This is a genomic window from Rhodococcus sp. TAF43 (assembly GCF_052113525.1).
Lineage (GTDB): Bacteria > Actinomycetota > Actinomycetes > Mycobacteriales > Mycobacteriaceae > Prescottella.
The window spans coordinates 1-20,221 of the sequence record NZ_JBFRDL010000047.1; the positions used below are offsets into that span (position 1 = coordinate 1).

Annotated in this window: 18 protein-coding genes; 9 read left to right on the forward strand and 9 right to left on the reverse strand. The window is 69.3% G+C overall.

What is annotated here, in order from left to right; genetic code table 11:
* From ftsW to AB4Z09_RS23155, 6 genes are all read right to left on the reverse strand, one after another.
* A partial coding sequence (gene ftsW, locus AB4Z09_RS23130; RefSeq protein WP_442240769.1) for a putative lipid II flippase FtsW occupies positions 1-1,268 on the reverse strand: 1,268 nt, incomplete at its 3' end.
* 64 nt (positions 1,269-1,332) lie between these two features.
* Positions 1,333-2,571, reverse strand: a complete 1,239-nt coding sequence (locus tag AB4Z09_RS23135; protein WP_174910247.1) for a vWA domain-containing protein — start codon at positions 2,569-2,571, stop codon at positions 1,333-1,335.
* The gene (locus tag AB4Z09_RS23140; RefSeq protein WP_174910246.1) at positions 2,568-3,806 is read right to left on the reverse strand and encodes an AAA family ATPase; all 1,239 of its coding nucleotides are present in this window, start codon (positions 3,804-3,806) and stop codon (positions 2,568-2,570) included. Before AB4Z09_RS23140 ends, AB4Z09_RS23135 begins: the two co-directional genes overlap by 4 nt.
* Before the next feature lie 84 nt (positions 3,807-3,890).
* On the reverse strand, positions 3,891-5,264 hold the full coding sequence (locus AB4Z09_RS23145; RefSeq protein WP_174910244.1) for a hypothetical protein: 1,374 nt from the start codon (positions 5,262-5,264) through the stop codon (positions 3,891-3,893).
* A 525-nt stretch (positions 5,265-5,789) separates the two neighbouring features.
* Positions 5,790-6,449, reverse strand: a complete 660-nt coding sequence (locus AB4Z09_RS23150) for a response regulator (protein ID WP_174910242.1) — start codon at positions 6,447-6,449, stop codon at positions 5,790-5,792.
* A gap of 38 nt (positions 6,450-6,487) precedes the next feature.
* Entirely contained in the window at positions 6,488-7,672 is a 1,185-nt protein-coding gene (locus AB4Z09_RS23155; RefSeq protein ID WP_174910240.1) for a sensor histidine kinase, read from the reverse strand.
* Between the two features lie 103 nt (positions 7,673-7,775).
* Here AB4Z09_RS23155 and AB4Z09_RS23160 point away from each other — a divergent pair, with 103 nt between their 5' ends.
* The 8 genes from AB4Z09_RS23160 to AB4Z09_RS23195 all read left to right on the forward strand — a co-directional run bounded on the left by AB4Z09_RS23160 (position 7,776) and on the right by AB4Z09_RS23195 (position 15,964).
* Positions 7,776-7,913 carry a hypothetical protein gene (locus AB4Z09_RS23160; protein WP_174910239.1) on the forward strand — a complete coding sequence of 46 codons (138 nt, stop codon included), beginning with the start codon at positions 7,776-7,778 and terminating at the stop codon, positions 7,911-7,913.
* Between the two features lie 22 nt (positions 7,914-7,935).
* Complete coding sequence (locus AB4Z09_RS23165) at positions 7,936-8,574, forward strand: HD domain-containing protein (protein ID WP_442240760.1); 639 nt, start codon at positions 7,936-7,938, stop codon at positions 8,572-8,574.
* A gap of 55 nt (positions 8,575-8,629) precedes the next feature.
* Positions 8,630-10,183 carry a TldD/PmbA family protein gene (locus AB4Z09_RS23170; protein ID WP_174910235.1) on the forward strand — a complete coding sequence of 518 codons (1,554 nt, stop codon included), beginning with the start codon at positions 8,630-8,632 and terminating at the stop codon, positions 10,181-10,183.
* Positions 10,184-10,203: 20 nt separating this feature from the next.
* Positions 10,204-11,568 carry a metallopeptidase TldD-related protein gene (locus tag AB4Z09_RS23175; RefSeq protein WP_174914701.1) on the forward strand — a complete coding sequence of 455 codons (1,365 nt, stop codon included), beginning with the start codon at positions 10,204-10,206 and terminating at the stop codon, positions 11,566-11,568.
* Positions 11,569-11,576: 8 nt separating this feature from the next.
* Entirely contained in the window at positions 11,577-11,966 is a 390-nt protein-coding gene (locus AB4Z09_RS23180) for a YchJ family protein (RefSeq protein ID WP_174910234.1), read from the forward strand.
* A 41-nt stretch (positions 11,967-12,007) separates the two neighbouring features.
* Positions 12,008-12,994, forward strand: coding sequence for an LLM class F420-dependent oxidoreductase (locus AB4Z09_RS23185; RefSeq protein ID WP_174910232.1), 987 nt, complete (start codon positions 12,008-12,010; stop codon positions 12,992-12,994).
* 31 nt (positions 12,995-13,025) lie between these two features.
* Complete coding sequence (locus AB4Z09_RS23190) at positions 13,026-14,459, forward strand: lipase maturation factor family protein (protein ID WP_442240761.1); 1,434 nt, start codon at positions 13,026-13,028, stop codon at positions 14,457-14,459.
* A 386-nt stretch (positions 14,460-14,845) separates the two neighbouring features.
* The gene (locus AB4Z09_RS23195; protein WP_442240770.1) at positions 14,846-15,964 is read left to right on the forward strand and encodes a site-specific integrase; all 1,119 of its coding nucleotides are present in this window, start codon (positions 14,846-14,848) and stop codon (positions 15,962-15,964) included.
* A gap of 61 nt (positions 15,965-16,025) precedes the next feature.
* Here AB4Z09_RS23195 and AB4Z09_RS23200 read toward each other — a convergent pair whose 3' ends face one another.
* Both AB4Z09_RS23200 and AB4Z09_RS23205 read right to left on the reverse strand, forming a co-directional pair.
* On the reverse strand, positions 16,026-16,160 hold the full coding sequence (locus AB4Z09_RS23200; RefSeq protein WP_258557936.1) for a hypothetical protein: 135 nt from the start codon (positions 16,158-16,160) through the stop codon (positions 16,026-16,028).
* A 61-nt stretch (positions 16,161-16,221) separates the two neighbouring features.
* Positions 16,222-16,599: a PPOX class F420-dependent oxidoreductase gene (locus tag AB4Z09_RS23205; RefSeq protein ID WP_429516302.1), complete on the reverse strand. Its 378-nt coding sequence runs from the start codon at positions 16,597-16,599 to the stop codon at positions 16,222-16,224.
* Between the two features lie 110 nt (positions 16,600-16,709).
* Between AB4Z09_RS23205 and AB4Z09_RS23210 the strand changes: the two genes are divergently transcribed.
* Complete coding sequence (locus AB4Z09_RS23210) at positions 16,710-17,783, forward strand: metallophosphoesterase (RefSeq protein WP_442240762.1); 1,074 nt, start codon at positions 16,710-16,712, stop codon at positions 17,781-17,783.
* 65 nt (positions 17,784-17,848) lie between these two features.
* On the opposite strand, the gene AB4Z09_RS23215 is transcribed toward AB4Z09_RS23210, so the two are convergent.
* Complete coding sequence (locus tag AB4Z09_RS23215; protein WP_442240763.1) at positions 17,849-20,161, reverse strand: FHA domain-containing protein; 2,313 nt, start codon at positions 20,159-20,161, stop codon at positions 17,849-17,851.
* Positions 20,162-20,221 lie beyond the last annotated feature (60 nt).

The following is a 20,221-nucleotide window of genomic DNA, read 5'->3' on the forward strand; positions in this document are numbered from 1 at the left end:
TCGGTGGGCGTCCGTGGGGCGCGGGCACGTCGAGCGGGCCGCGCCTTCGGCGGTTCGACGGGGCGACCGAACACGGTTCGCATCCAGCGGCTACCGCCGCCGTTCAGGGAGACGAGTGCTTCCGGTTCGCGCAGCGCGGCGTGCGCGATGAAACCGAACATCATCATCGTGGTGATCATCGAGGTCCCGCCCGCGGAGATGAGCGGGAGCTGGAGACCGGTGACCGGCACCAGACCGACGACGTAGGCGATGTTGATGAAGGCCTGGAGCACGATCCATGTCGTCGATGCGGCCGCGAGGATCCGCAGGAACGGGTCGCTCGAGCGCTGCGAGATACGCATCCCGATCAGGAGCACGATCGCGAAGAGCACGATGATCAGGAACGCTCCGAGGAAGCCGAGTTCTTCCCCGATGACCGCGAAGATGAAGTCGTTGTGCGACTGCGGTAGGTAGCTCCACTTCGCGTCCGACTGGCCGAGCCCCTTGCCGAACACTCCGCCACTCGCGAGGGCGTACTTGGCCTGGATGGTCTGGTAGTTCAAGCCCTGTGGGTCCATGGTCGGATTCATGAACGCCTTGATCCGATCGGACCGGTATCCCGCGGTCAGGCCGAGGACAAGGGACGCCACGCCGCCGGAGATCGTGATCGCGGCGACGGTGCTGGTGCGGAATCCACCGAACCAGAGCATGGCCATCAAGATGATGCCGATGGTGATCATCGTGCCGAGGTCGCGCTGGAGGACGACCAGCGCCATGACGAGAACGCTCACCAGGGCCAGCGGTTTGAGTGCCTTGTTGACGTCGACACCGGCCGACACGTATGTCGCGAGCAGATGCGCGCACCAGATGGCCAGCGCGACCTTCGCGAACTCCGATGGCTGGAACGAGATTCCGSCGACCACGAACCAGCTGCGGGCACCCATCTGCTCGACACCGATGCCGGGGATGAGCACGAGGACCAGGAGGACACCGGCGATCCCGAGCAACCACGGGGCCAGCGCGCGGATCGTCCGGGTGCTCACCCGAACGATGGCGACGAAGGCGACGAAACCGATCGCGGCGTAGATGGCCTGCGGGATGAATCGCGCATACGGCGAGCCGGACGAGACGAAGGACTCGACGCTGGACGACGACAACACCATCGTCAGACCGACGGTCACGAGCAACGCCGTCACGCTCAGGATCACATGGAAGTCGAACAGCGGCCGCTTGCGGGACGACTCGGGATGCCCGCCTCCCGAGCGGGTCCGGGCTCGGTCCCCTGCCAGATCCCTCTCCGACTGTGCTCTCACGCCACCATGGTCCCATGGGTCACACGCACCACAGAGCCACTCAGGCCCGTGGTGTGCCGATCTCCACCACATGCGCCCATCCCGGTGGCCGGTCCGGAACGGAGTCGAGGTCCGGCCGGCCTCGAGGACCCGCCGGAGGGAACAGACCGACCACCGTTCGACACCCTGGTCGGCTGCTCGGCCAAGGGGTCTGGCCGTCGGTGAGGACGACCACCACGTCGGGGCGGGGCCGACTGCGTAGCGCTCTGGTGAATCCGGCGCGCAGATCCGTGCCACCGCCGCCGAACAGCGGAATGTCCTCAGCCCGGCACAGCGGGTGCACGACCCGGGCCGCCGCGTCACACGACAGCACCGTGACCAGGTCGCGACGCCCGCCCACGGCCCGCGTGATGGCGGCCACCTCGAGCAGTGCGCTGCCCAGGTCGGCGTCGCTGACCGATCCCGACGTGTCGACGATCACGCTCACCCGGGGTGGGGTGCGCCGCAAGCTCGGCAGCACCGCGCCGGGCACGGCGGCGGAGCGCCGCGCCGGGCGACGGTAGGTGTAGTTCTCTCCGGTGCCGGAGGACGAGGTGGCCGTGCGGATCGCCGCGCCCAGCAGGGCTCGCCACGGCTGTGTCGGGTGCAGTGCTTCCTCCGCCCACCGCTGCCATCCGCGGGGCGCATTTCCGGGCTGACCGACGATGCTGTGTGCCACCCGGAATCGGACAGCGTCCCGCTGCTGGTCGCTGAGCCCGTTCGCCCCGTCTGGACCGAGTTCCCACTCCCGACACAGCCCGTCGGCTCCGCTGCCGCAGTCGAGCCACGTCAGACCGTCGGTGCGGGGACCGAGGCGGAACTGGCGCAGGTAGTCCTCCATGAGCTGCCCGCCGGGCAAGTCCAGGGTCGACGGCAGAACGGCATCGTCGGGTATCAGCAATCCGTCGCCGAACGCGTCGTCGTTGATCTCTGCGTCGGCGGCCAGGTTCATCCGTAGCCGCTCCGCGCGACCGGTCAGGTCGTGTGCGCGGGCGTAGCGGTCGCTGCGGCCGTGGTGATCGCGCAGCAGATGCGACACCCCGTGGACCAGGTGCGAGGCCAGCTCCTCCGCCGGCCGCTGGGCGACGAAGACGGGCGAGGCGTAGCAGCGCCAGTGCCGGTCCACACCCATTGTCGGCACCCGGGGCGACGCGACGATGTGCAGCGCATACAGGGCGGTCGCCAGGTAAGGCCGGGCGCGCGCGGCGTGCAGCCGGGCGGCGTAGATCTTGTCCGGATCGAGCGCCTGCGCCGCCGTCATCGACGGGCCTGCGCCGAGGCGCGGTCGGCGGCGCGGTCCGCCGCCAGAGACACCGACACGACCCCGGCGAGCTGGTCGATCTCCGCCGGCACCTCCCAGTCCTCCCGGCGCAGGGCGGCCAGTGTGGTCGCCGGGACGACCACGAGGTCCGGTGGCCCGGTCTGCACCGCGGCGACCAGGAGCATCCACGCTGCGTCCCAGCGGGATTTCTCCGGCCGTCGGCGGACTGCGGCGACCACCGCGTCGAGCACGGCCTGGCGCAGATCGCCGCGATCGGGGAGGTCGGCGGCCGTCGGATCGGCGAGCAGACTCTCGGGGTCCGGGAGGTCCATGCGGTCGATGGCGGCCAGCAGCTCGAAACCGGGCCCGTCGCCGACGCTGCCCCGGACCAGCAGGGACAGCACGTCCGTCGACGACGAGGCGGCGGTGGCGAAGGCGATCAGCCGCACGGTCATGTCCCAGCTCCGCGGGGACGGCCAGGCGCCGCCGCGGCGGGTCTGACTGTTCGGGAGTTGATGCACGAGAGCGGGGCGAGCGGTGAGGAGCTCGCAGACCGCGCGGCGGGCGAAGGTCACCGCGTCGGAGAACTTGGCCGGGTCGAGACGGGGCAACGTCGCGCGCGGCCAGGTTCCGCCCAGGCCCCGGACGACCACCTCGTGGTCGTGGGTCCAGTGCAGGTGCACGAAGCGGTTCGCCAACGGTGGGCTCAGTTCCCAGCCGTCCGCCGCCGAGGACGGTGGGTTGGCGGCGGCCACGATGCGGACACCGGGCGGGAGTTGCAGTGCCCCGATTCGTCTTTCCAGGACGAGCCGGAGCAGGGCTGCCTGCACGGCGGGCGGTGCCGTCGACAGTTCGTCCAGGAACAGCAGCCCCCGCCCGGCCTGCACGAGCCGGACGGCCCAGTCGGGCGGGGCCATCGGGACACCGTGTGTTGCCGGGTCGTCCCCGAGGACGGGCAGACCCGAGAAGTCCGACGGCTCGTGGACGCTCGCGATGACGGTGGTCAGCGGAAGGTCCACGGCCTCGGCGAGCTGGGTCAGGGCGGCGGTCTTGCCGATTCCCGGTTCACCCCACAGCAGTACCGGCAGGTCCGCGGACACGGCCAGGGTGAGGGCCTCGAGTTGGTCGTCGGGACGGGGTTCGGTGGTGACCGCGCCGAGCATCGCCGACAGTGCTGCGGCACTGTCGAGTTCGGTCCCGGACCGGTTCGGAAGGAGCGTGGAAGACATGTGCATCACCTGTGTTGTCGAGGGAGTCGCAGACGGCGGCCATCCGGCCGCATTGCGGGACAGCGGATTTCGGGGATGTGAAGGGAGGGCTCAGCGTGAGCGGGCGCGCCGCGACCGCCTGGAGCGCCGCGATCGCGATACGGGCGGCGTCTCCACCGGTTCGGTGCGAAACCTGTCGTACGTGCTCCGGCGATCCGCGGACGCCCGGAGTTCGTCCAACAGGGGGCCGTCGCGAAGGACTGCGTCGGGGCCGAGCAGTCCTTCGACGACGGCCAGCGCCCCGGCGGCGTCTCCGTGCTCCAGACGTTCACGAACGCCGGGCAGGCAGTCCGGACGGCGATGGGCCTGGTCGATGGCCTGCAGGCACGGTAGTGGGGTGCCACCCAGTGCGACGAGCAGTTCCTCGCGTCGGACCTCGGCGGGGTCGTGATCGAGTGCGGTCAGTGCACCGTCGGCCAGTCCGATCCGGTGTCGTTCACCGCGGCAGTCCACCAAGTTGATCCGGTTCTCCCGATTCGGCGTCCGGGACGGAGCCGGCGGAGACCAGCCCGGCTCCAGCGCGGCGGCAACCAGCGGGTGCAACCGGTCGGCGGTGATCGCTCCCGACCGAAGGAGCTCGACATCGGGCAGCACCCAGGTCGCGGCATCGGGCAGCACCGGGAGCGCGGCGAGCCGACCTCGCGGGTAGTCGTCCACGAGCCGCACCGCGGCGGGATCGGCGCCGCCGCCGATCGGCTCCACCACCACGTCGTACCGACCCCCGCACCGCACCCGCACGGGTCCGTCCCGCTGGCCGTCCGCGCGGAGCAGGATTCCGGCTTCAGCCGCCCAGCGGTCCACGGCGCAGCCCTCCGGTACCGACTCGGCCAGGGCGGGATCGGCCGCGGCGAGGGCCGGTGATATCCCTGTCCCGCAGCGAATTCGTAGATCACCGACCCATCGCACGTCCCACAGGTACCGATGGAGGTCGAGTCGGTACCGCCGGTTGGGGCGGGGATGGGGGTGGTGGGTGGAGCCCGTGCTGTCCCACAGGGTCAGTACGATCCGCTGTCCGGCATCCGCCCAGGAAGGCGCGGTGCGGGCCACCAGTTGTACCGAACCGGGCTCGCTGCAACTGTTTCGGCGTTCCGGCTGACCATATCGCGCCAGCGCGACAGTCAGTCCGGGGCGCAACAGTCCGTCGGGTGCCACCCGCGGCAGATGCCAGCGCAGCAGGTCAGGTGCCAGGTGTCGCAGGTCGGCCAGGACCTGTGTCGCGATGTCCCGGCCATGCCTGCGGGTCAGTGCCCGCAGGTCGATGTCGTCGTCGAAACCCGCTGCGGCACAGGCCCCGGACCAGTCATCTGCGAGGCGTCGGTTGGTTGCGGTCTCGATCATGGACGGCGGCACGGCGAACTCGCGCACGCGCAGCCAGAAGGAAAGTCGGGGATTGGTCCCGTTCGCGGTCGGATGGTGCATCAGCACTCACCGTGTGCGAATTGGGCCCCCAATCTTGGATCAGAGTGAGTCGTCATCGGCGCAATCGTAGCGCGGCGCGGCGATCTCGGCCAGTGCGGCGTCGGTGCGACGGTGCTCGCGATGTCGTTGCTAGCGTCGGCCGGAGCTTCCCACTGTCGAATGCCGCACTGTCACTGACGATCTCGGACCGGTCTGCCTCGCCGCGCTCCTGCTGCCCCTGGCCCTGACCTCGTGCGGCGACTCGGAACCCGACCAACCCATCTACGAGATGGAGGTCCGGGATGGTGAGCCGCCAGTTTTCAACCCCCACCGACCGCCCAGTTGCCCCCCCCGGCCCGACACAGGGGCACTCGCCCCCAAGGACATCGAGAACGCCGTCCGCAGCCAAGCCGCAGCAGACCTCGCGACAGACGGCATCCAAGCCTCCGTCGACAACGTCCAATGCCTCATCGGAGGACCACCACTGATCTACCCCGCAACCACCCTCTGCCACGCCACCAGCAACATCCATGAGGACGTCCGTGCCCGTTGTCACATACCCGGCCGCACCAGCCCAGTCTCGTAGGACAGGACGACGGCCTGGACGCGATCGCGCACTCCGAGCTTGGCGAACACGCGGCCGATGTGGGACTTGATCGTGGCCTCGGACAGGTAGAGCTTGTCGGCGATCTCGGAGTTCGACAGGCCTCCGGCGACGAGGCACAGCACCTCGCGTTCGCGGTCGGTGAGCACGTCGAGCACCGCCGGGTCGCGGGACGGCGTGATGTCGTCGTTCAGGAACCGGGAGATCAACCGCCGGGTGACGCGCGGCGAGACGACGGCGTCGCCGGCGGCGACGCTGCGGATCGCCGAGACGAGGTCCTCGGGCGGTGTGTCCTTGAGGAGGAATCCGCTGGCCCCGGCGCGCAGCGCGCTCAGGGCGTGCTCGTCGAGGTCGAACGTGGTCATGACCAGCACCCGGCTGGGACCGCCGGACCCCAGGATCCGCGCGGTGGCGGTCACCCCGTCGACCACGGGCATCCGCACGTCCATCAACACCACGTCCGGCCGCAGATCCGCGGCGGCCTGGATGGCTCCCGCCCCGTCGGCAGCCTCCCCCACCACGACGATGTCGTCGTGGGCGTCGAGGACCATCGTCAAGCCCATGCGCATGAGTTCCTGGTCGTCGACGAGCAGCACGGAGATGGGCACCCGACGAATCTAGTGGGTGTCGGTGCCCGGTCGCATCCTCATTCGTCGGGGTCCAGTGGGATCTCGGCGCGCACGGTCCAGCCGCCGTCGGGTCGGCGTCCGGCCTCGAGGGTGCCACCGAGCACCGCGACGCGTTCGCGCATGCCCACCAGCCCGTTGCCGGAGCCGACGATCCGCTTGCGGGCCGCGGCGCTGCCGTACCGGGAACTGCCGTTGTCGACGACCTCCACGAGGACGTCGCAGTCGCGGCGCGCGACGTGCACCCACGCCTTCGGGTTCGCTCCCGAGTGCCGGAGCACGTTCGTCAGGGACTCCTGCACCAGTCGGTGCACGCCCAGGCTGACCGACGGGCTGACGTCGTCGATGGCGCCGGACTGCACGAGTTCGACGGCGAGCCCGGCCTCACGCATCGTCTCCACCACCCGGGCGAGGCCGGCGGTGCCATGCTGCGGCATCTCGTCGGGGGTCGCGGGCGAGCGCAGCAACGCGACGGTGCGGCGCAGTTCGGACAGCGCCTGCCTGCCGGTGCCCGCGATGTTCGACAGCGCCCGCTCCGCCTTCTCCGGGTCCCGGTGCAGCGCGTACGACGCACCGTCCGCCTGCACGATCATCACGCTCACCGCGTGCGCGACGACGTCGTGCAACTCGCGGGCGATGCGGGTGCGTTCGGCGTAGACGGCGTCCTCGGCGCGCCGGTCCCGGTCGAACTCCGCGATCGTCAGGCGCGCGGCGACCTCCTCGTCGTAGGCGCGGCGGGCGCCGAGGAACTCGGCGAGGATCCAGGACAGCGTGTACGCGAGCGCCGAGAAGATCCCGATCAGGAGCGCGTCCTGGTCCAGCAACAGGATCGACACCGTGGTGTCGACCACCAGACCGACTGCGTAGTAGGCGGCCGCCCGCCGGCCCACGTAGGCGACGAGCGTGTACAGCGAGATCGCGAGGGCGAACACGCCCGGGTGCGAGTTCTCGCCGGCGTTGAGATCGTCGGTGGCGTAGAGCGTGATCGTGCACACGATCGACATGACAAGCACGACGGTCGCGGCCGCACGAGGATGCCGGCGCCGGCACACGAGCGGCAGACACAGCCCCGCACCGGTGATCACGTACAGCACCGGCGCCGTCCGGCCGAACGCAGACGCGATCTCGAGGGCGAACAGCAACCCGGCGAGCATCGAGTCCGCCACCATGGGCCGTTCACGCAGCCACAGACTGAACCTCCGCATGGCGAGCAGCGTAGGAGGTCGGCGCCTGCCGGGACGAACACCGGCTCGCCATCGACCGTTCCTGACATACTCATCGCAGCGACAAACACGAGAGGCAGAGACCATGGCGCATGGTCGAGCAGCCGTCTTCATCGTGTTCGACGACGTGAAGATGCTCGACGTGGCGGGGCCGGCTCAGGTGTTCGCCGAGGCCGACATGTGCGCGCCGGACAGTTCGGAACAGTGGAATCCGTCAAAGTGATCCGCGACTCTGGAGGCAACCAATGCCTGAAGTCATTGCAGGTATCGCCATTCCCGACACCGACCTGGTTCGAGAGGCCACTTCGCTGGTCCGGGACGTGGCCGATGACACGATCTTCAACCACTCACGTCGAGTGTTCCTCTGGGGAGCGTTGAAGTCGGCCGCGCGCGGGCGCGAAGTCGATCTCGAGCTCGCCTACGTGGGTGGCCTCTTTCACGATCTGGGCCTGACATCGGCCTATGCCACCAAGCATCGACGCTTCGAGCTCGACGGCGCCGAGGCTGCCCGAACGTTCCTGCTCGAGCACGGCCGGTCCGAGCAGGATTCCCACAATGTCTGGTTGGCGATCGCGCTGCACACCACTCCGGAGGTGCCGCTGCACCTCGCGCCGGAGGTCGCGGTGGTGACCCTGGGTGTGGAGACCGACGTCCTCGGCCTCGATCTCGGCGAGATCACCGAGCAGCAGCGCACCGAAGTCGTGGCGGCGCATCCGCGCCCGGATTTCAAGAACCGGATCCTGCAGGCGTTCTACCACGGCATGGCCGATCGTCCCGACACCACGTTCGGGACCATGAACGACGACGTCCTGGCGCATTTCGACCCCTCGTTCCAGCGGAAGGACTTCGTCGAGATCATCCAGAACAATGCCTGGCCGGAGTGATCGAACGCGACGCTTGCCACGAGGGTGTGGCCCGGGGGCCGACTAGGCTGGGCCGGTGATCGTCACCCACGGCGCCGTCCCGCGCGCAGTCGCGTCCGACCATCCGGTCGACCCAGAGTTCACGAACCTGCCTTTGCATGCGCTGGCGGACGCCGCGCTGGCCGTCGCCCGTGCCGCGGGCGCCGAGCACGCCGATCTGCGGGTGCACCGTCTCGTCACGCAGTCGCTGCGGTTGCGCGACGGCAAGGTCCAGTCCGTCGACGACGGCGTGGAGACGGGTTTCGCGGTCCGCGTCGTGGTCGACGGGACGTGGGGGTTCGCCTCGCACGCCGAACTGACCCCGGCCACCGCCGCGGCGACCGCGATCGAGGCGGTCCAGGTGGCGCGAACGCTGCGGTCGCTCAACCGGGAACGCGTCGAACTTGCCCCGGAGCCGGTGCATTCGGACGCGACGTGGGTCTCGGACTACCGGACCGATCCGTTCGGCGTCGCCACCGCGGACAAGGTCGCGCTGCTCGCCGACTACTCGCACCGGCTGCTCGCGGCTCCCGGCGTGGACCACGTGACCGCGAACTGCCTGCAGGTCAAGGAGCAGACGTTCTACGCCGACCTCGCCGGGTCGACCATCACGCAGCAGCGGGTGCGCCTGCATCCCGAACTCGAGGCCACCGCGGTGGACGCCGACGCCGGGACCTTCGAGACGATGCGCACCCTCGCACCACCGGTCGCCCGCGGCTGGGAATACCTCGGCGGCGACGCCGGCTGGGAGTGGGACACCGAACTCGCCGAGATCCCGACGCTGCTCGCGGCGAAGATCGCCGCACCCAGCGTGCGCGCAGGCGCCACGGATCTGGTGATCGACCCCACCAACCTGTGGCTGACGATCCACGAATCCATCGGGCACGCGACCGAATACGACCGGGCCATCGGCTACGAGGCGGCGTATGCGGGCACGTCGTTCGCCACCCCGGATCTGCTCGGCACGTTGCGCTATGGGACCCCGATCATGCACGTGACGGCCGACCGCACCGAGACCCACGGTCTGGCGAGCGTCGGCTTCGACGACGACGCGGTCGCCGCGCAGCGCTGGGATCTGGTGCGCGACGGCACGCTCGTCGGCTACCAGCTCGACCGGGTGTTCGCGCCGCGGCTCGGCCTGGAGCGCTCCAACGGCTGCTCGTACGCGGATTCGGCCCACCACGTGCCGATCCAGCGGATGGCGAACGTGTCGCTCCAGCCCGATCCGGACACCGACACCGGCACCGCCGACCTCATCGCGCGGGTCGAGGACGGCATCTACGTCGTCGGGGACAAGAGCTGGTCGATCGACATGCAGCGCTACAACTTCCAGTTCACCGGCCAGCGTTTCTTCCGGATCCGCAACGGCGAGTTGGACGGTCAGCTCCGCGACGTCGCCTACCAGGCCACCACCACCGACTTCTGGGGATCGATGGAGGCGGTCGGCGGGCCCTCGACGTGGCGGCTGGGCGGCGCCTTCAACTGCGGCAAGGCGCAGCCCGGCCAGGTCGCGGCCGTGAGCCACGGCTGCCCGTCCGCGCTGTTCCGCGGCGTCAACGTGCTCAACACCCGGACGGAGGGCGGACAGTGATGACGAGCGGAGGCTCCGCGGTGATCGCGGCGCAGGAACTCGTCGAGCGCGCGCTCGCGCTCTCGACCGTCGACGAGGCGATGGTGCTGGTCACCGACGCGGGCGAGGCGTCGCTGCGCTGGGCCGGCAATTCGATGACCACGAACGGGGTCTCGACGTCCCGGTCCTGGACGGCGATCGCGATCGTCCGGGACGGCACGTCCGCCCGGGTGGGTGCGGTGACGTCGTCCACCGTCGATGCCGGGTCGGTCGCCGAGGTCGTGCGGGCCGCGGAGGCGGCCGCCCGCGCCGCGCAGCCCGCCGAGGACGCGATGGATCTCCTGACGGCGGACGGCCCTCCCGGCCCGGGCTGGGCCGAGGGGCCCGCGACCACCGGGGTCGGGGTGTTCGAGGGCCTGGTCCCCGGGCTCGCGGACGGCTTCGACGGCGCCGACCGGCTGTACGGGTTCGCGCACCACCAGGTGCACACCACGTGGCTGGGAACCTCGACCGGGATCCGGCGCCGCTTCATGCAGCCGACCGGGTCGATCGAGATCAACGGCAAGCGCCGCGACGCCAGCGCGTGGGTGGGCACCTCGAGCCTCGACTTCACGGACGTGTCGATCCCCCGACTGCTCGCCGACCTCGGCACCCGACTGGACTGGTCGGCCCGCACGGTCGCCCTGCCGGCGGGACGGTACGAGACGGTGCTGCCGCCGTCGGCGGTGTCGGACCTGATGATTCCGCTGATGTGGGCGATGGAGGGGCGCGGCGCGCAGGAGGGCCACACCGCGCTGTCCCGGCGCGGCGGCACCCGCGTCGGCGAGCGTCTCACCGACATCCCGCTGACCCTGTTCTCCGATCCGCACGCCGACCGGCTCGGGTACGCCCCGTTCGTCGCGGCCACCTCGTCGAGCGACACCCTGTCGGTGTTCGACAACGGCATGGACGCCGCGCGCGTGGACTGGATCCGCGACGGCGTGATCAACGCACTCGCGTACCCGCGCGCGGCGGCCGCCGAGTTCGGCGCGCCCGTTGCCGTGCCGGGCGACAATCTACTGCTCACCGGCGGCGGGGACGCGTCCCTCGACGACATGGTCGCGCGCACCGAACGCGGGCTGTTGCTGACGACGCTGTGGTACATCCGCGAGGTCGATCCGGCCACGGCGCTGGTCACCGGGCTGACACGGGACGGGGTGTACCTGGTCGAGGACGGCGCGGTCACCGCGTCGGTCAACAACTTCCGCTTCAACGAGAGCCCGCTGGACCTGCTGCGCCGGACCACCGAGGTGGGCGCCGCCGAGGCGACCCTGCCCCGCGAGTGGAAGGACTGGTTCACCCGAACCGCCATGCCGCCCATGCGCATTCCGGACTTCCACATGTCCTCCGTCAGCCAGGCACAGTGAGGGTCCCGATGACCACAATCTCGAACGACGACCGCTGCCCGTGCCTGTCCGGCGAGCAGTACGGACAGTGCTGCGGCCGCTTCCACCGCGGCGACGCCGAGGCACCGACCGCCGAGCAGTTGATGCGGTCGCGCTATGCGGCGTTCGCCGTCGGCGACGAGGCGTACCTGCTGCGGACCTGGCACCCGAGCACCCGGCCGAAGCGGTTGGATCTCGACCCCGAGCAGGTGTGGCGCCGACTGGACGTGCTGAGCACCGGCGGGGGCGGCCTGCTGGACACCACCGGCACCGTCGAATTCGTCGCGTACTACGTCGACCACGGCGAACGCGGCTCGATGCGCGAACACAGCACGTTCGTCCGCGAGGACGGAAGATGGCTGTACGTGGACGCCGTGTAACTGGCAGCCCCGCAGATCCCTCGCGAGAAAAGGACCCGCAGATGCGATTCGGACTCTTCGTGCCCCAGGGCTGGCGACTGGACCTGGTCGGGATCGACCCGGCCGATCAGTGGCGGGTGATGCGCGACCTCGCGCTGCGCGCCGACGACGGGCCGTGGGAGTCGATCTGGGTCTACGACCACTTCCACACCGTCCCCGAACCCACCGAGGAGGCGACGCACGAGGCGTGGTCGCTGATGGCGGCGTTCGCCGCGGTCACCGACCGGGTACGCCTGGGGCAGATGTGCACCGCGATGAGCTACCGCAACCCCGCCTATCTCGCGAAGGTCGCCGCGACCACCGACCTCATCTCCGGCGGACGCGTCGAGATGGGCATCGGCGGCGGCTGGTACGAGGACGAGTGGCGGGCCTACGGCTACGGATTCCCGTCCGCCGGTGAGCGGCTGGGGCGACTCGACGAGGGCGTGCAGATCTTCCGGCAGGCGTGGACCACGGGCACCGCGACGCTGGACGGCAAGCACTACCAGGTCGACGGCGCGATCGTCCGGCCGCTACCGCTGCAGGACAGCGGCATCCCGCTGTGGATCGCCGGCGGCGGCGAGAAGGTGACATTGAAGATCGCGGCGAAGTACGCGCAGTACACCAACTTCGACGGCACCCCCGAGGTGTTCGCGCACAAGTCCGAGGTCCTGCGCCGGCATTGTGCGGAGGTGGGCACCGATTTCGACGCCATCACCCGGTCCGCGAACTACAACGTCGCGATCGGCCGCACCGAGGCCGAGGTGCAGGATCGGCTCGAGGCGCTCCGGGCCCGTCTGGCGCCGATCGTCGGCGCCGAGAAGGCGGACGCGTCGCTGAACGCATTCCGCGGCATGCCCGCCGTCGGCACCCCGGAGCAGATCGTGGAGAACCTGACCGCGCTGAAGAAGCAGGGCCTGGAGTACGCGATCTTCTACGTGCCCGAGGCGGCATACGACACGTCCGGTCTCGAGTTGCTCGAGCAGGAGGTCCTGCCGCACCTGGTGTGAGCGAGTAACGTCCACAGCAGAAGGGTCTGCTGTGGACTGGTTGGACGCGGACGGCTACTGGCTGTCGCGGCTGTTCTTCAAGGAGGGGCTGGCCGCGATCTACCTGGCTGCGTTCCTGGTGGCGGCCAATCAGTTCAAACCGCTCATCGGCGACCACGGCATGCTGCCGGCCAGGCGTTTCGTCGACGCGACGCGCTGGCAACGGTCACCGAGCATCTTCCACGTGCACTACTCGGACCGCTTCTTCGCGGCCGTCGCATGGTCGGGCGCGGGGCTGTCCGGGCTCGCACTGCTCGGGTTGATCGACCGGCTCCCGCTGCCGGTGTCGATGCTGGGGTGGCTGCTGCTGTGGGGGCTGTATCTGTCGATCGTCAACGTCGGGCAACTCTGGTACAGCTTCGGGTGGGAGTCGCTGCTGCTCGAGGTGGGACTGCTCGCGGTGTTCGTCGGGAACTGGGATACCGCCCCGCCGGTGTTGACGTTGCTGCTGCTGCGCTGGCTGCTGTTCCGGCTCGAGTTCGGCGCCGGCCTGATCAAGATCCGTGGCGACCGGTGTTGGCGGGATCTGACGTGCCTGTACTACCACCACGAGACGCAGCCGATGCCCGGCCCGCTGAGCTGGTACTTCCACCACCTGCCCCGGCGCCTGCACAAGGTCGAGGTCGCCGGCAACCACTTCACGCAGCTGATCGTGCCGTTCTTCCTGTTCGCCCCGCAGCCGGTCGCCGGTGGCGCCGCCGGGATCATGGTCGTGACCCAGTTGTGGTTGGTGGCGAGCGGCAACTTCTCGTGGCTCAACTGGCTCGCGATCGTGCTGGGGCTGTCGGTGCTGCCCGACGGTTTCTGGCAGTTCGTCCTGCCGGTGACGGTGCCGGGCGGCGTCGGGGCGGTGCCGGTGTGGTTCGCGGTACCGGTCCTCGCGGTGACGGTGGCCGTCGTCGCCCTGAGCTACCGCCCTGTGCGGAACATGTTCTCCAGCCACCAGATGATGAACGCATCGTTCGATCCGTGGCACCTGGTGAACACCTACGGCGCGTTCGGCCACGTCACGAAGACCCGGCACGAGATCGTCATCGAGGGCACCGCGGACGAGGACGTGACCGCCGACAGCGAGTGGCGCGCATACGAGTTCAAGGGCAAACCGGGCGACCTGGGGCGGCGGCCGCGCCAATTCGCTCCGTATCACCTGCGGCTGGACTGGCTCATGTGGTTCGCCGCGATCTCCCCCGGCTACGCGACGCCGTGGTTCGGCGGGTTGGTGGGCCGGCTGCTCGCGGGCGACAGCTCGATCCTGAAACTGCTGCACCACAATCCGTTCCCGGATGCCCCGCCCGCGTTCGTGCGGGCCCGGATGTTCCGCTACCGGTTCACCACCCGCGAGGAGCGCCGCATCACCGGCGACTGGTGGTCCCGGTCCTTCGAGGCCGAGTTCCTGCCGCCGGTGGCGCTGCGGCACGCGGGGTGACGGACCAGCGACCGGACGGCCCCAACAGCACTGCCGGACCGTCGGAATCGTCCTACCCACGCTAACTGTCATTAGCGCCATCATGTATCGAGCAGTTCTGGGTGGGCGTCGCCTGTCGACATCGCGTGCGGCCGGGCGCGCCGGACCCGCAAGAAGAGCCTGCACACCCGCGTTGAATTCTTCCCGGGACATGGCGTCATTTCGTCACTGTGACGGGGTGGGGTGATCCCGGCCGCTGGGCATCCGGAAATGTCGGAACCGCTCGGTACGCTCATCCCGTCGGGGACGAGAGGAGCACGGATGTGAGCGAGCAGGGCGACATCGCCACGTCCGTACCCGCACTGCCCGCCGTTCCGGAACGTCCGACGCCCCGGTCGGCGCCGGGGATGGAACCTGCCGTCCCGGCACTGTCTGCCTCGGCGGAGGCTCGGATCGTCGCGGCACTCGAGCAGCGGCACGCGCCGTCGACGGTCCGGAACTACCGGGGCGACTGGGACAAGTTCCGCGCCTGGTGTGCCGAGCGCGGCCACGTGCCGATGCCGGCGCACCCGCACACCGTCGCCGACTATCTCACCGAGCACGCCGAGCGGCGCACCGGGACCGGGGACCGCGTCTACGCGACGAACACGCTCACCCGATGGGTGGCGTCGATCAACTACTGGCACCGCGCCTGCTCGCGACCCGCCCCCGGCGGCACGCAGATCGTCAAGGACACGTTGGCGGGAATCCGCCGTACCTACGCCGCGGCCGGGGAGCGCCCAACCAAGCGTGTCGCGCCCCTCCTCGGAGAGGAGATCAGCTACATCCTCACCACCCTGCGTGAGAACGCCGACACGTGGCAGGACCGGCTGCGCGAACGCCGCGACTCGGCGGTCATTCTGCTCGGATTCCTGGGGGCGTTCCGCCGCTCCGAGTTGTCGGGTCTCCAGCTGCGGGACATCACCCTGCACCCGCAGGACGGCCTGCACATCCTGGTGCGCAGATCGAAGACCGACCAGGTCGGTGACGGCATGGTCAAGGCCACGCCGTTCGCCGTCGGGCACCGCTCCTGCCCACCGTGCGTGTACCGGCGCTGGCTCGATGTCCTCCTCGCCCACCATCGGGGCGGCCGCGACGCTACCGCCCAGCTACTCGACGCCCCCGGCAGATTCGCCACGCACATCTGCCATGTCCCCTACCCGGATCTCGATCCCGACGTCGCGACCTCCCCGGTGTTCCGGCCGCTGCGCGTGAACGGGAACATTGGCGAGGCCGCACTGACCGGGCAGGGCATTCACGGGGTGATCCGCCGCGCTGCCACCGACGCCGGTCTGACTCCCGCCAAGATCGCGAAACTGGGCGGGCACTCCCTGCGCGCCGGGTTTGTCACCCAGGCGTTCCGCAACGGCGCCCAAGCCCACGAAGTCATGCGACAGACCGGACACAAGAACCCCGCCACCCTGGAAATCTATGCCCGCGAACATAATCCGCTGACCGGGAACGCCGTCGCCGGGTTCGAGCTCTGATGTGTCGGTACGGCAGACGCTGTCCCCGACCCGGCGTCGACGATGCTCCCGCCTGGCGCAACTACAGCGTTGTCGATCCGAAAATCATGCCGAGCGGCACGAGGATCGCGGCGGCCGCGAGCGCCAGCGGATTCCCGGCGAGCATGCCGTCGCGGAGCCAATTACCAACCTGAGCTGCAATGTCGTTCGAACCCATCGTGTGCCTTTCCTCGGACTCTTCGCTGAATACTTGTCTTCTGGTTCATCTCCCGGAAGCGCTACTGCGTTACCGCCACCCCCACCGTCCCACTACGTCCGCGTCGAATCAGACTGCCCTTGACGCCGATCCAGCCGAGGATCCCGTACTTGCGGGCGATCACGGCGCGGGCCCGGTCTGTGCCGACGTCGTCGAGGATCGTCGCGGTGGCGTCGATCTGCGGACCCTTGGGATTGCCACGGGCGTCGCACACCCCGATCGTGACGCGCGGGGAACGGCGGATCCGTTTGACCTTCCACGACTCGGTGACCGTCCACATGAGCAGCCGCCCGTCGTCCATCGCCGCCCACAACGGCGTCGGCACGGGGGTGCCGTCCTTCCGGAACGTGGTCAGCAGAACGTATTTCGCGGAGCCGATCTCGTCGAGCGTGGTAGTCATGGGCCCAGAGTACGCAGCAGCACTGCCGCGGGATGAATGTCGCGTGAACATGTGTCCGGTCTCGGCGGTTCCTGTTGAACGGACGTCCATTCTGGGGTTTGCTGTGCCTCGTGACCGAACTCGATCCGATGAACCGCCGCCGTTTCCTCGCCGCTGCCGGCGCGACCGGGGCCGGTGCGGCCGCCATGGTCGCCATGGCGCCCACCGCCTCGGCTGCCGGCCCCGTCGCGGACACCGCCAAGTTCCCGTTTCCCACCGGAAACAGTGTGCGGGTGCTCGTCACCGGTGACGCCGGCACCGGCACCCCGGCGCAGTGGGCCGTCGCCGATGCGATCCGCGCCGTGCACGCGGCGGACCCGTTCGGGATGGCACTCGGGCTCGGCGACAACATCTACGAGTCCGGACCCAACGGCGACCGCGACGTCCAGTTCGCGACCAAGTTCGAGGATCCGAACCACGGCCTCGACTTCCCGTGGGTGATGGCCCTGGGCAATCACGACAACAGCGCCGTGTTCCCTGGGGACGGCGGCTGGCTGCTGCGGGGCGACGACGAGGTGGCCTACCACCGGTCCTCCCGCAAGTGGTGGATGCCCAGCCGCTACTACTCCGTCCGGGTGCCGGAGCAGAACCCGATCGTCGAGTTCTTCGTCCTCGACCTCAATCCCGTCGCCGCGTACCTGCCCCCGCTGTTCGTGCCGTACTGGGCGGCGGACGGGCAGTTCATGAACGAGCAGCGCGCGTGGCTGGACGCGGCGATCGCGTCCTCCCCCGCCAAGTGGAAGATCGCCTGCACCCACCACCCGTATCTGAGCAACGGATCGCACGGCGACGCCGGTGAGTACGACGGGATCCCGCTCGAACCGATGAACGGCGCGCACGCGAAGCGGTTCTACGAGGACCACGTGGTGGGGCGGTGCCAGTTCATCCTCGCCGGGCACGATCACTCGCTGCAGGTCCTCGATCCCACCGCCGAGTCCAAGGGCACTCGTCAGATCGTCTCCGGTGCGGCCGGGAAGAACAGCCACGGCAAGTCCACCAGTCCGGACCGGGCGAACCTGTACCAGAACTTCGACGACGTCGGCTTCATGGTCATGGACCTGTCCGCGGAGTCGGTGCGGCTGCGGGCCTACACCGTCGACATCCCCACCGCCGAACCGAAACTCGCGTTCGACCGCCGACTATAGGCGCGTTACCCCCCCCCGGAGTTCGAAGGCGTTGCGCAGCGGCTATTCGCAGAGCGTGACGACCTCTACTGACGGCGCAGCCGGAGCCTGCTGTAGGTGACGACTGCGAGCACACAACTGATGAGGACCAGCATGGCGATGCTGAGCAGCCACCACGATCCGGAGTGCTGCCACAGCGTGTCCGGCTCGGTGCCGGTGGCATTCGTGACCAGGTCCACCGTCGAGGCGGCGGCCGCGAACCCCCAGCGTGACGGAAACAGCCACGCGACCTGTTCGAGCACGGCGCGTCCGGTGATCGTGATCAATCCTCCGCACATCACCAGCTGCGCCATGATCGTGACCACCAGCATCGGCAGCACCTGCTCGTTCGAGCGCGCCACCGACGACAACGCCAGTCCGACCACGACGCAGGAGCAGGTGGTGGCGGCGATGTCCACGATCAGTTCGACGGAGCCCGAGGGGAGCACACTGCCGTGGCCCGGGAAACCCTTGCCCACGAAGACGATCAGCACCATGACCACCGACTGCACGATGCCGGCGGCGCAGAACACGACGATCTTCGCCGTCAGATACGCGGACGGCAGCAGCCCGGCGGCACGTTCGCGCTGATAGACCATGCGCTCTCCGACCAAGTCGCGGATGGTCAGTGAACAGCCCATGAAGGCGGCGCCGAGAATCAGCACCACCAGGATCTGGGTGAGTTCGCCGGATACGTCGGCACCAGACGGCCCGAACCCGGTGTCGCCTGGCACGAGCAGGGCCAAGCCGCCGAGCACGAATGGCAGCAGCGACAGGAAGATCAGGTAGCCCCGGTCGGCGCGGATCAGCCGAACCTGGCGGCGGGCGACGGTGCTCAACTGTTTGCGCCTCGAGGTGTGCGCGGGAGAGCCGAGCGGCCCGGGTGGGGTTGGTGGTGGCGCCTCCACCACCGGGCAGGTGGCGCGGTACTCGGCAAACACCCCGTCCGGGTCGGATGCGACGCGGGCGAAGATGTCGGCCCAGTCGGTACTGCCGAGCGCGCTCCCGACTCGATCGGGCGGTCCCACATATGCGGTCTTGCCACCGGGAGCGAGGAGGAGGACCTGGTCGCACATTTCGAGGTAGGACAGCGAATGCGTGACGATGACGACGACGCGGCCCGAATCGGCGAGGCCGCGCAGCGTCGCCATGATCTGTCGGTCGAGCGCAGGGTCGAGACCCGAGGTCGGTTCGTCGAGGATGAGCAGCGAAGGGCCCGTGAGCAACTCCAGCGCGACCGATGCGCGTTTGCGTTGCCCGCCGGAGAGGCGATCGACGCGGGTGTCGGCGTGCTCGGTCAGTTGCAGTTCGTCGAGTACCCCAGCGATCACCGCTTCACGGTCGGCCCGGGTGGTGTCCGGCGGCAGTCTCAGCTCGGCGGCGTACCCGAGGGCCCTCCGGATGGTCAGCTGCCGATGAACGACGTCGTCCTGAGGGACCATCCCGATGCGGGAGCGCAGTACCGAATAGTCGGTGTGCACGCTGCGTCCTTCGAATTCGACGACGCCTTCCGTGGGGCCTGCCGAGCCGGAGATGATCTTGGCGACCGTGGTCTTTCCCGCGCCGGAGGGCCCGATCACCGCGGTGAGACTGCCGGGTCCCGCCGTGAAGGTGACGTCCTCCAGCAGTCGCCGCCCACCTTCGATGGTTAGTCCGACGCCGTCCACACGTAGACCGCCGACGGTCGAGGCTGCCGCCTGCCGTGGAGCGAGACGGCCTTCCTGCACGCTGAAGTCGGTGTTGCCGATGGTGACGACGTTGCCGTCGGTCAGCCGTGCGCGCGACACCCGGGCACCGCCGACGAACGTTCCGTTGACGCTCCCCGAATCTTCGATTTCGAGGCCGGACGGCCCATTGTGGACTATCGCGTGACGGCGTGAGGCCAGCACATCCCGGACGACGATGTCGTTGTCGGGGGCCCGTCCGATCGTGAGGGCTCCCGCGGGGACTGTCTCGCGCGGTGCCGGAGGCGGGGTGATCGAGGCCCCTACGTCGATCGTCGACTCGTCCCATCGACTGCCCACGTCCCGTCGCGTCGCGTCGGGATCTTCGATCGAGATCCGCACGGTGGGTCCCTCGACCGCGTCACCCAGGCGGACGAGGACGGTGTCCGTGACTGGGACCTCTTCTCGGCGCTTGCCGTCGACGTAGATCCCGTTCTTGCTGCCGGAGTCGACGAGCTGCCATCCCCCGTCCCACCTGAGCCGCGCATGCTCGCGCGACACCACAGGATCGACGATCGTGATCTCCAAATGCGGGTCCCGGCCGATGCGTACCGCTTTGCCCGCGCCGTATGTTGTGCGGCCGTGTTCGGTCTCGACCACGACGCGCGGGTACTCGCTTCCCGTCCAGTCGTCCATCGCCACGGCCTCCGGTCAGCATCAGGCGTAGAGCGTCGACTTCTCCATGGTGGCACGCAC

Coding starts and splice junctions, on each gene's coding strand:
- AB4Z09_RS23135 (WP_174910247.1), bottom strand. CDS start 2,571: ATGACGGCGGCGCAGGCGCTCGATCCGGACAAGATCTACGCCGCCCGG.
- AB4Z09_RS23165 (WP_442240760.1), top strand. CDS start 7,936: ATGCCTGAAGTCATTGCAGGTATCGCCATTCCCGACACCGACCTGGTT.
- AB4Z09_RS23140 (WP_174910246.1), bottom strand. CDS start 3,806: ATGCACATGTCTTCCACGCTCCTTCCGAACCGGTCCGGGACCGAACTC.
- AB4Z09_RS23155 (WP_174910240.1), bottom strand. CDS start 7,672: ATGCGGAGGTTCAGTCTGTGGCTGCGTGAACGGCCCATGGTGGCGGAC.
- AB4Z09_RS23180 (WP_174910234.1), top strand. CDS start 11,577: ATGACCACAATCTCGAACGACGACCGCTGCCCGTGCCTGTCCGGCGAG.
- AB4Z09_RS23195 (WP_442240770.1), top strand. CDS start 14,846: ATGGAACCTGCCGTCCCGGCACTGTCTGCCTCGGCGGAGGCTCGGATC.
- AB4Z09_RS23215 (WP_442240763.1), bottom strand. CDS start 20,161: ATGGACGACTGGACGGGAAGCGAGTACCCGCGCGTCGTGGTCGAGACC.
- AB4Z09_RS23200 (WP_258557936.1), bottom strand. CDS start 16,160: ATGGGTTCGAACGACATTGCAGCTCAGGTTGGTAATTGGCTCCGCGAC.
- AB4Z09_RS23185 (WP_174910232.1), top strand. CDS start 12,008: ATGCGATTCGGACTCTTCGTGCCCCAGGGCTGGCGACTGGACCTGGTC.
- AB4Z09_RS23160 (WP_174910239.1), top strand. CDS start 7,776: ATGGCGCATGGTCGAGCAGCCGTCTTCATCGTGTTCGACGACGTGAAG.
- AB4Z09_RS23205 (WP_429516302.1), bottom strand. CDS start 16,599: ATGACTACCACGCTCGACGAGATCGGCTCCGCGAAATACGTTCTGCTG.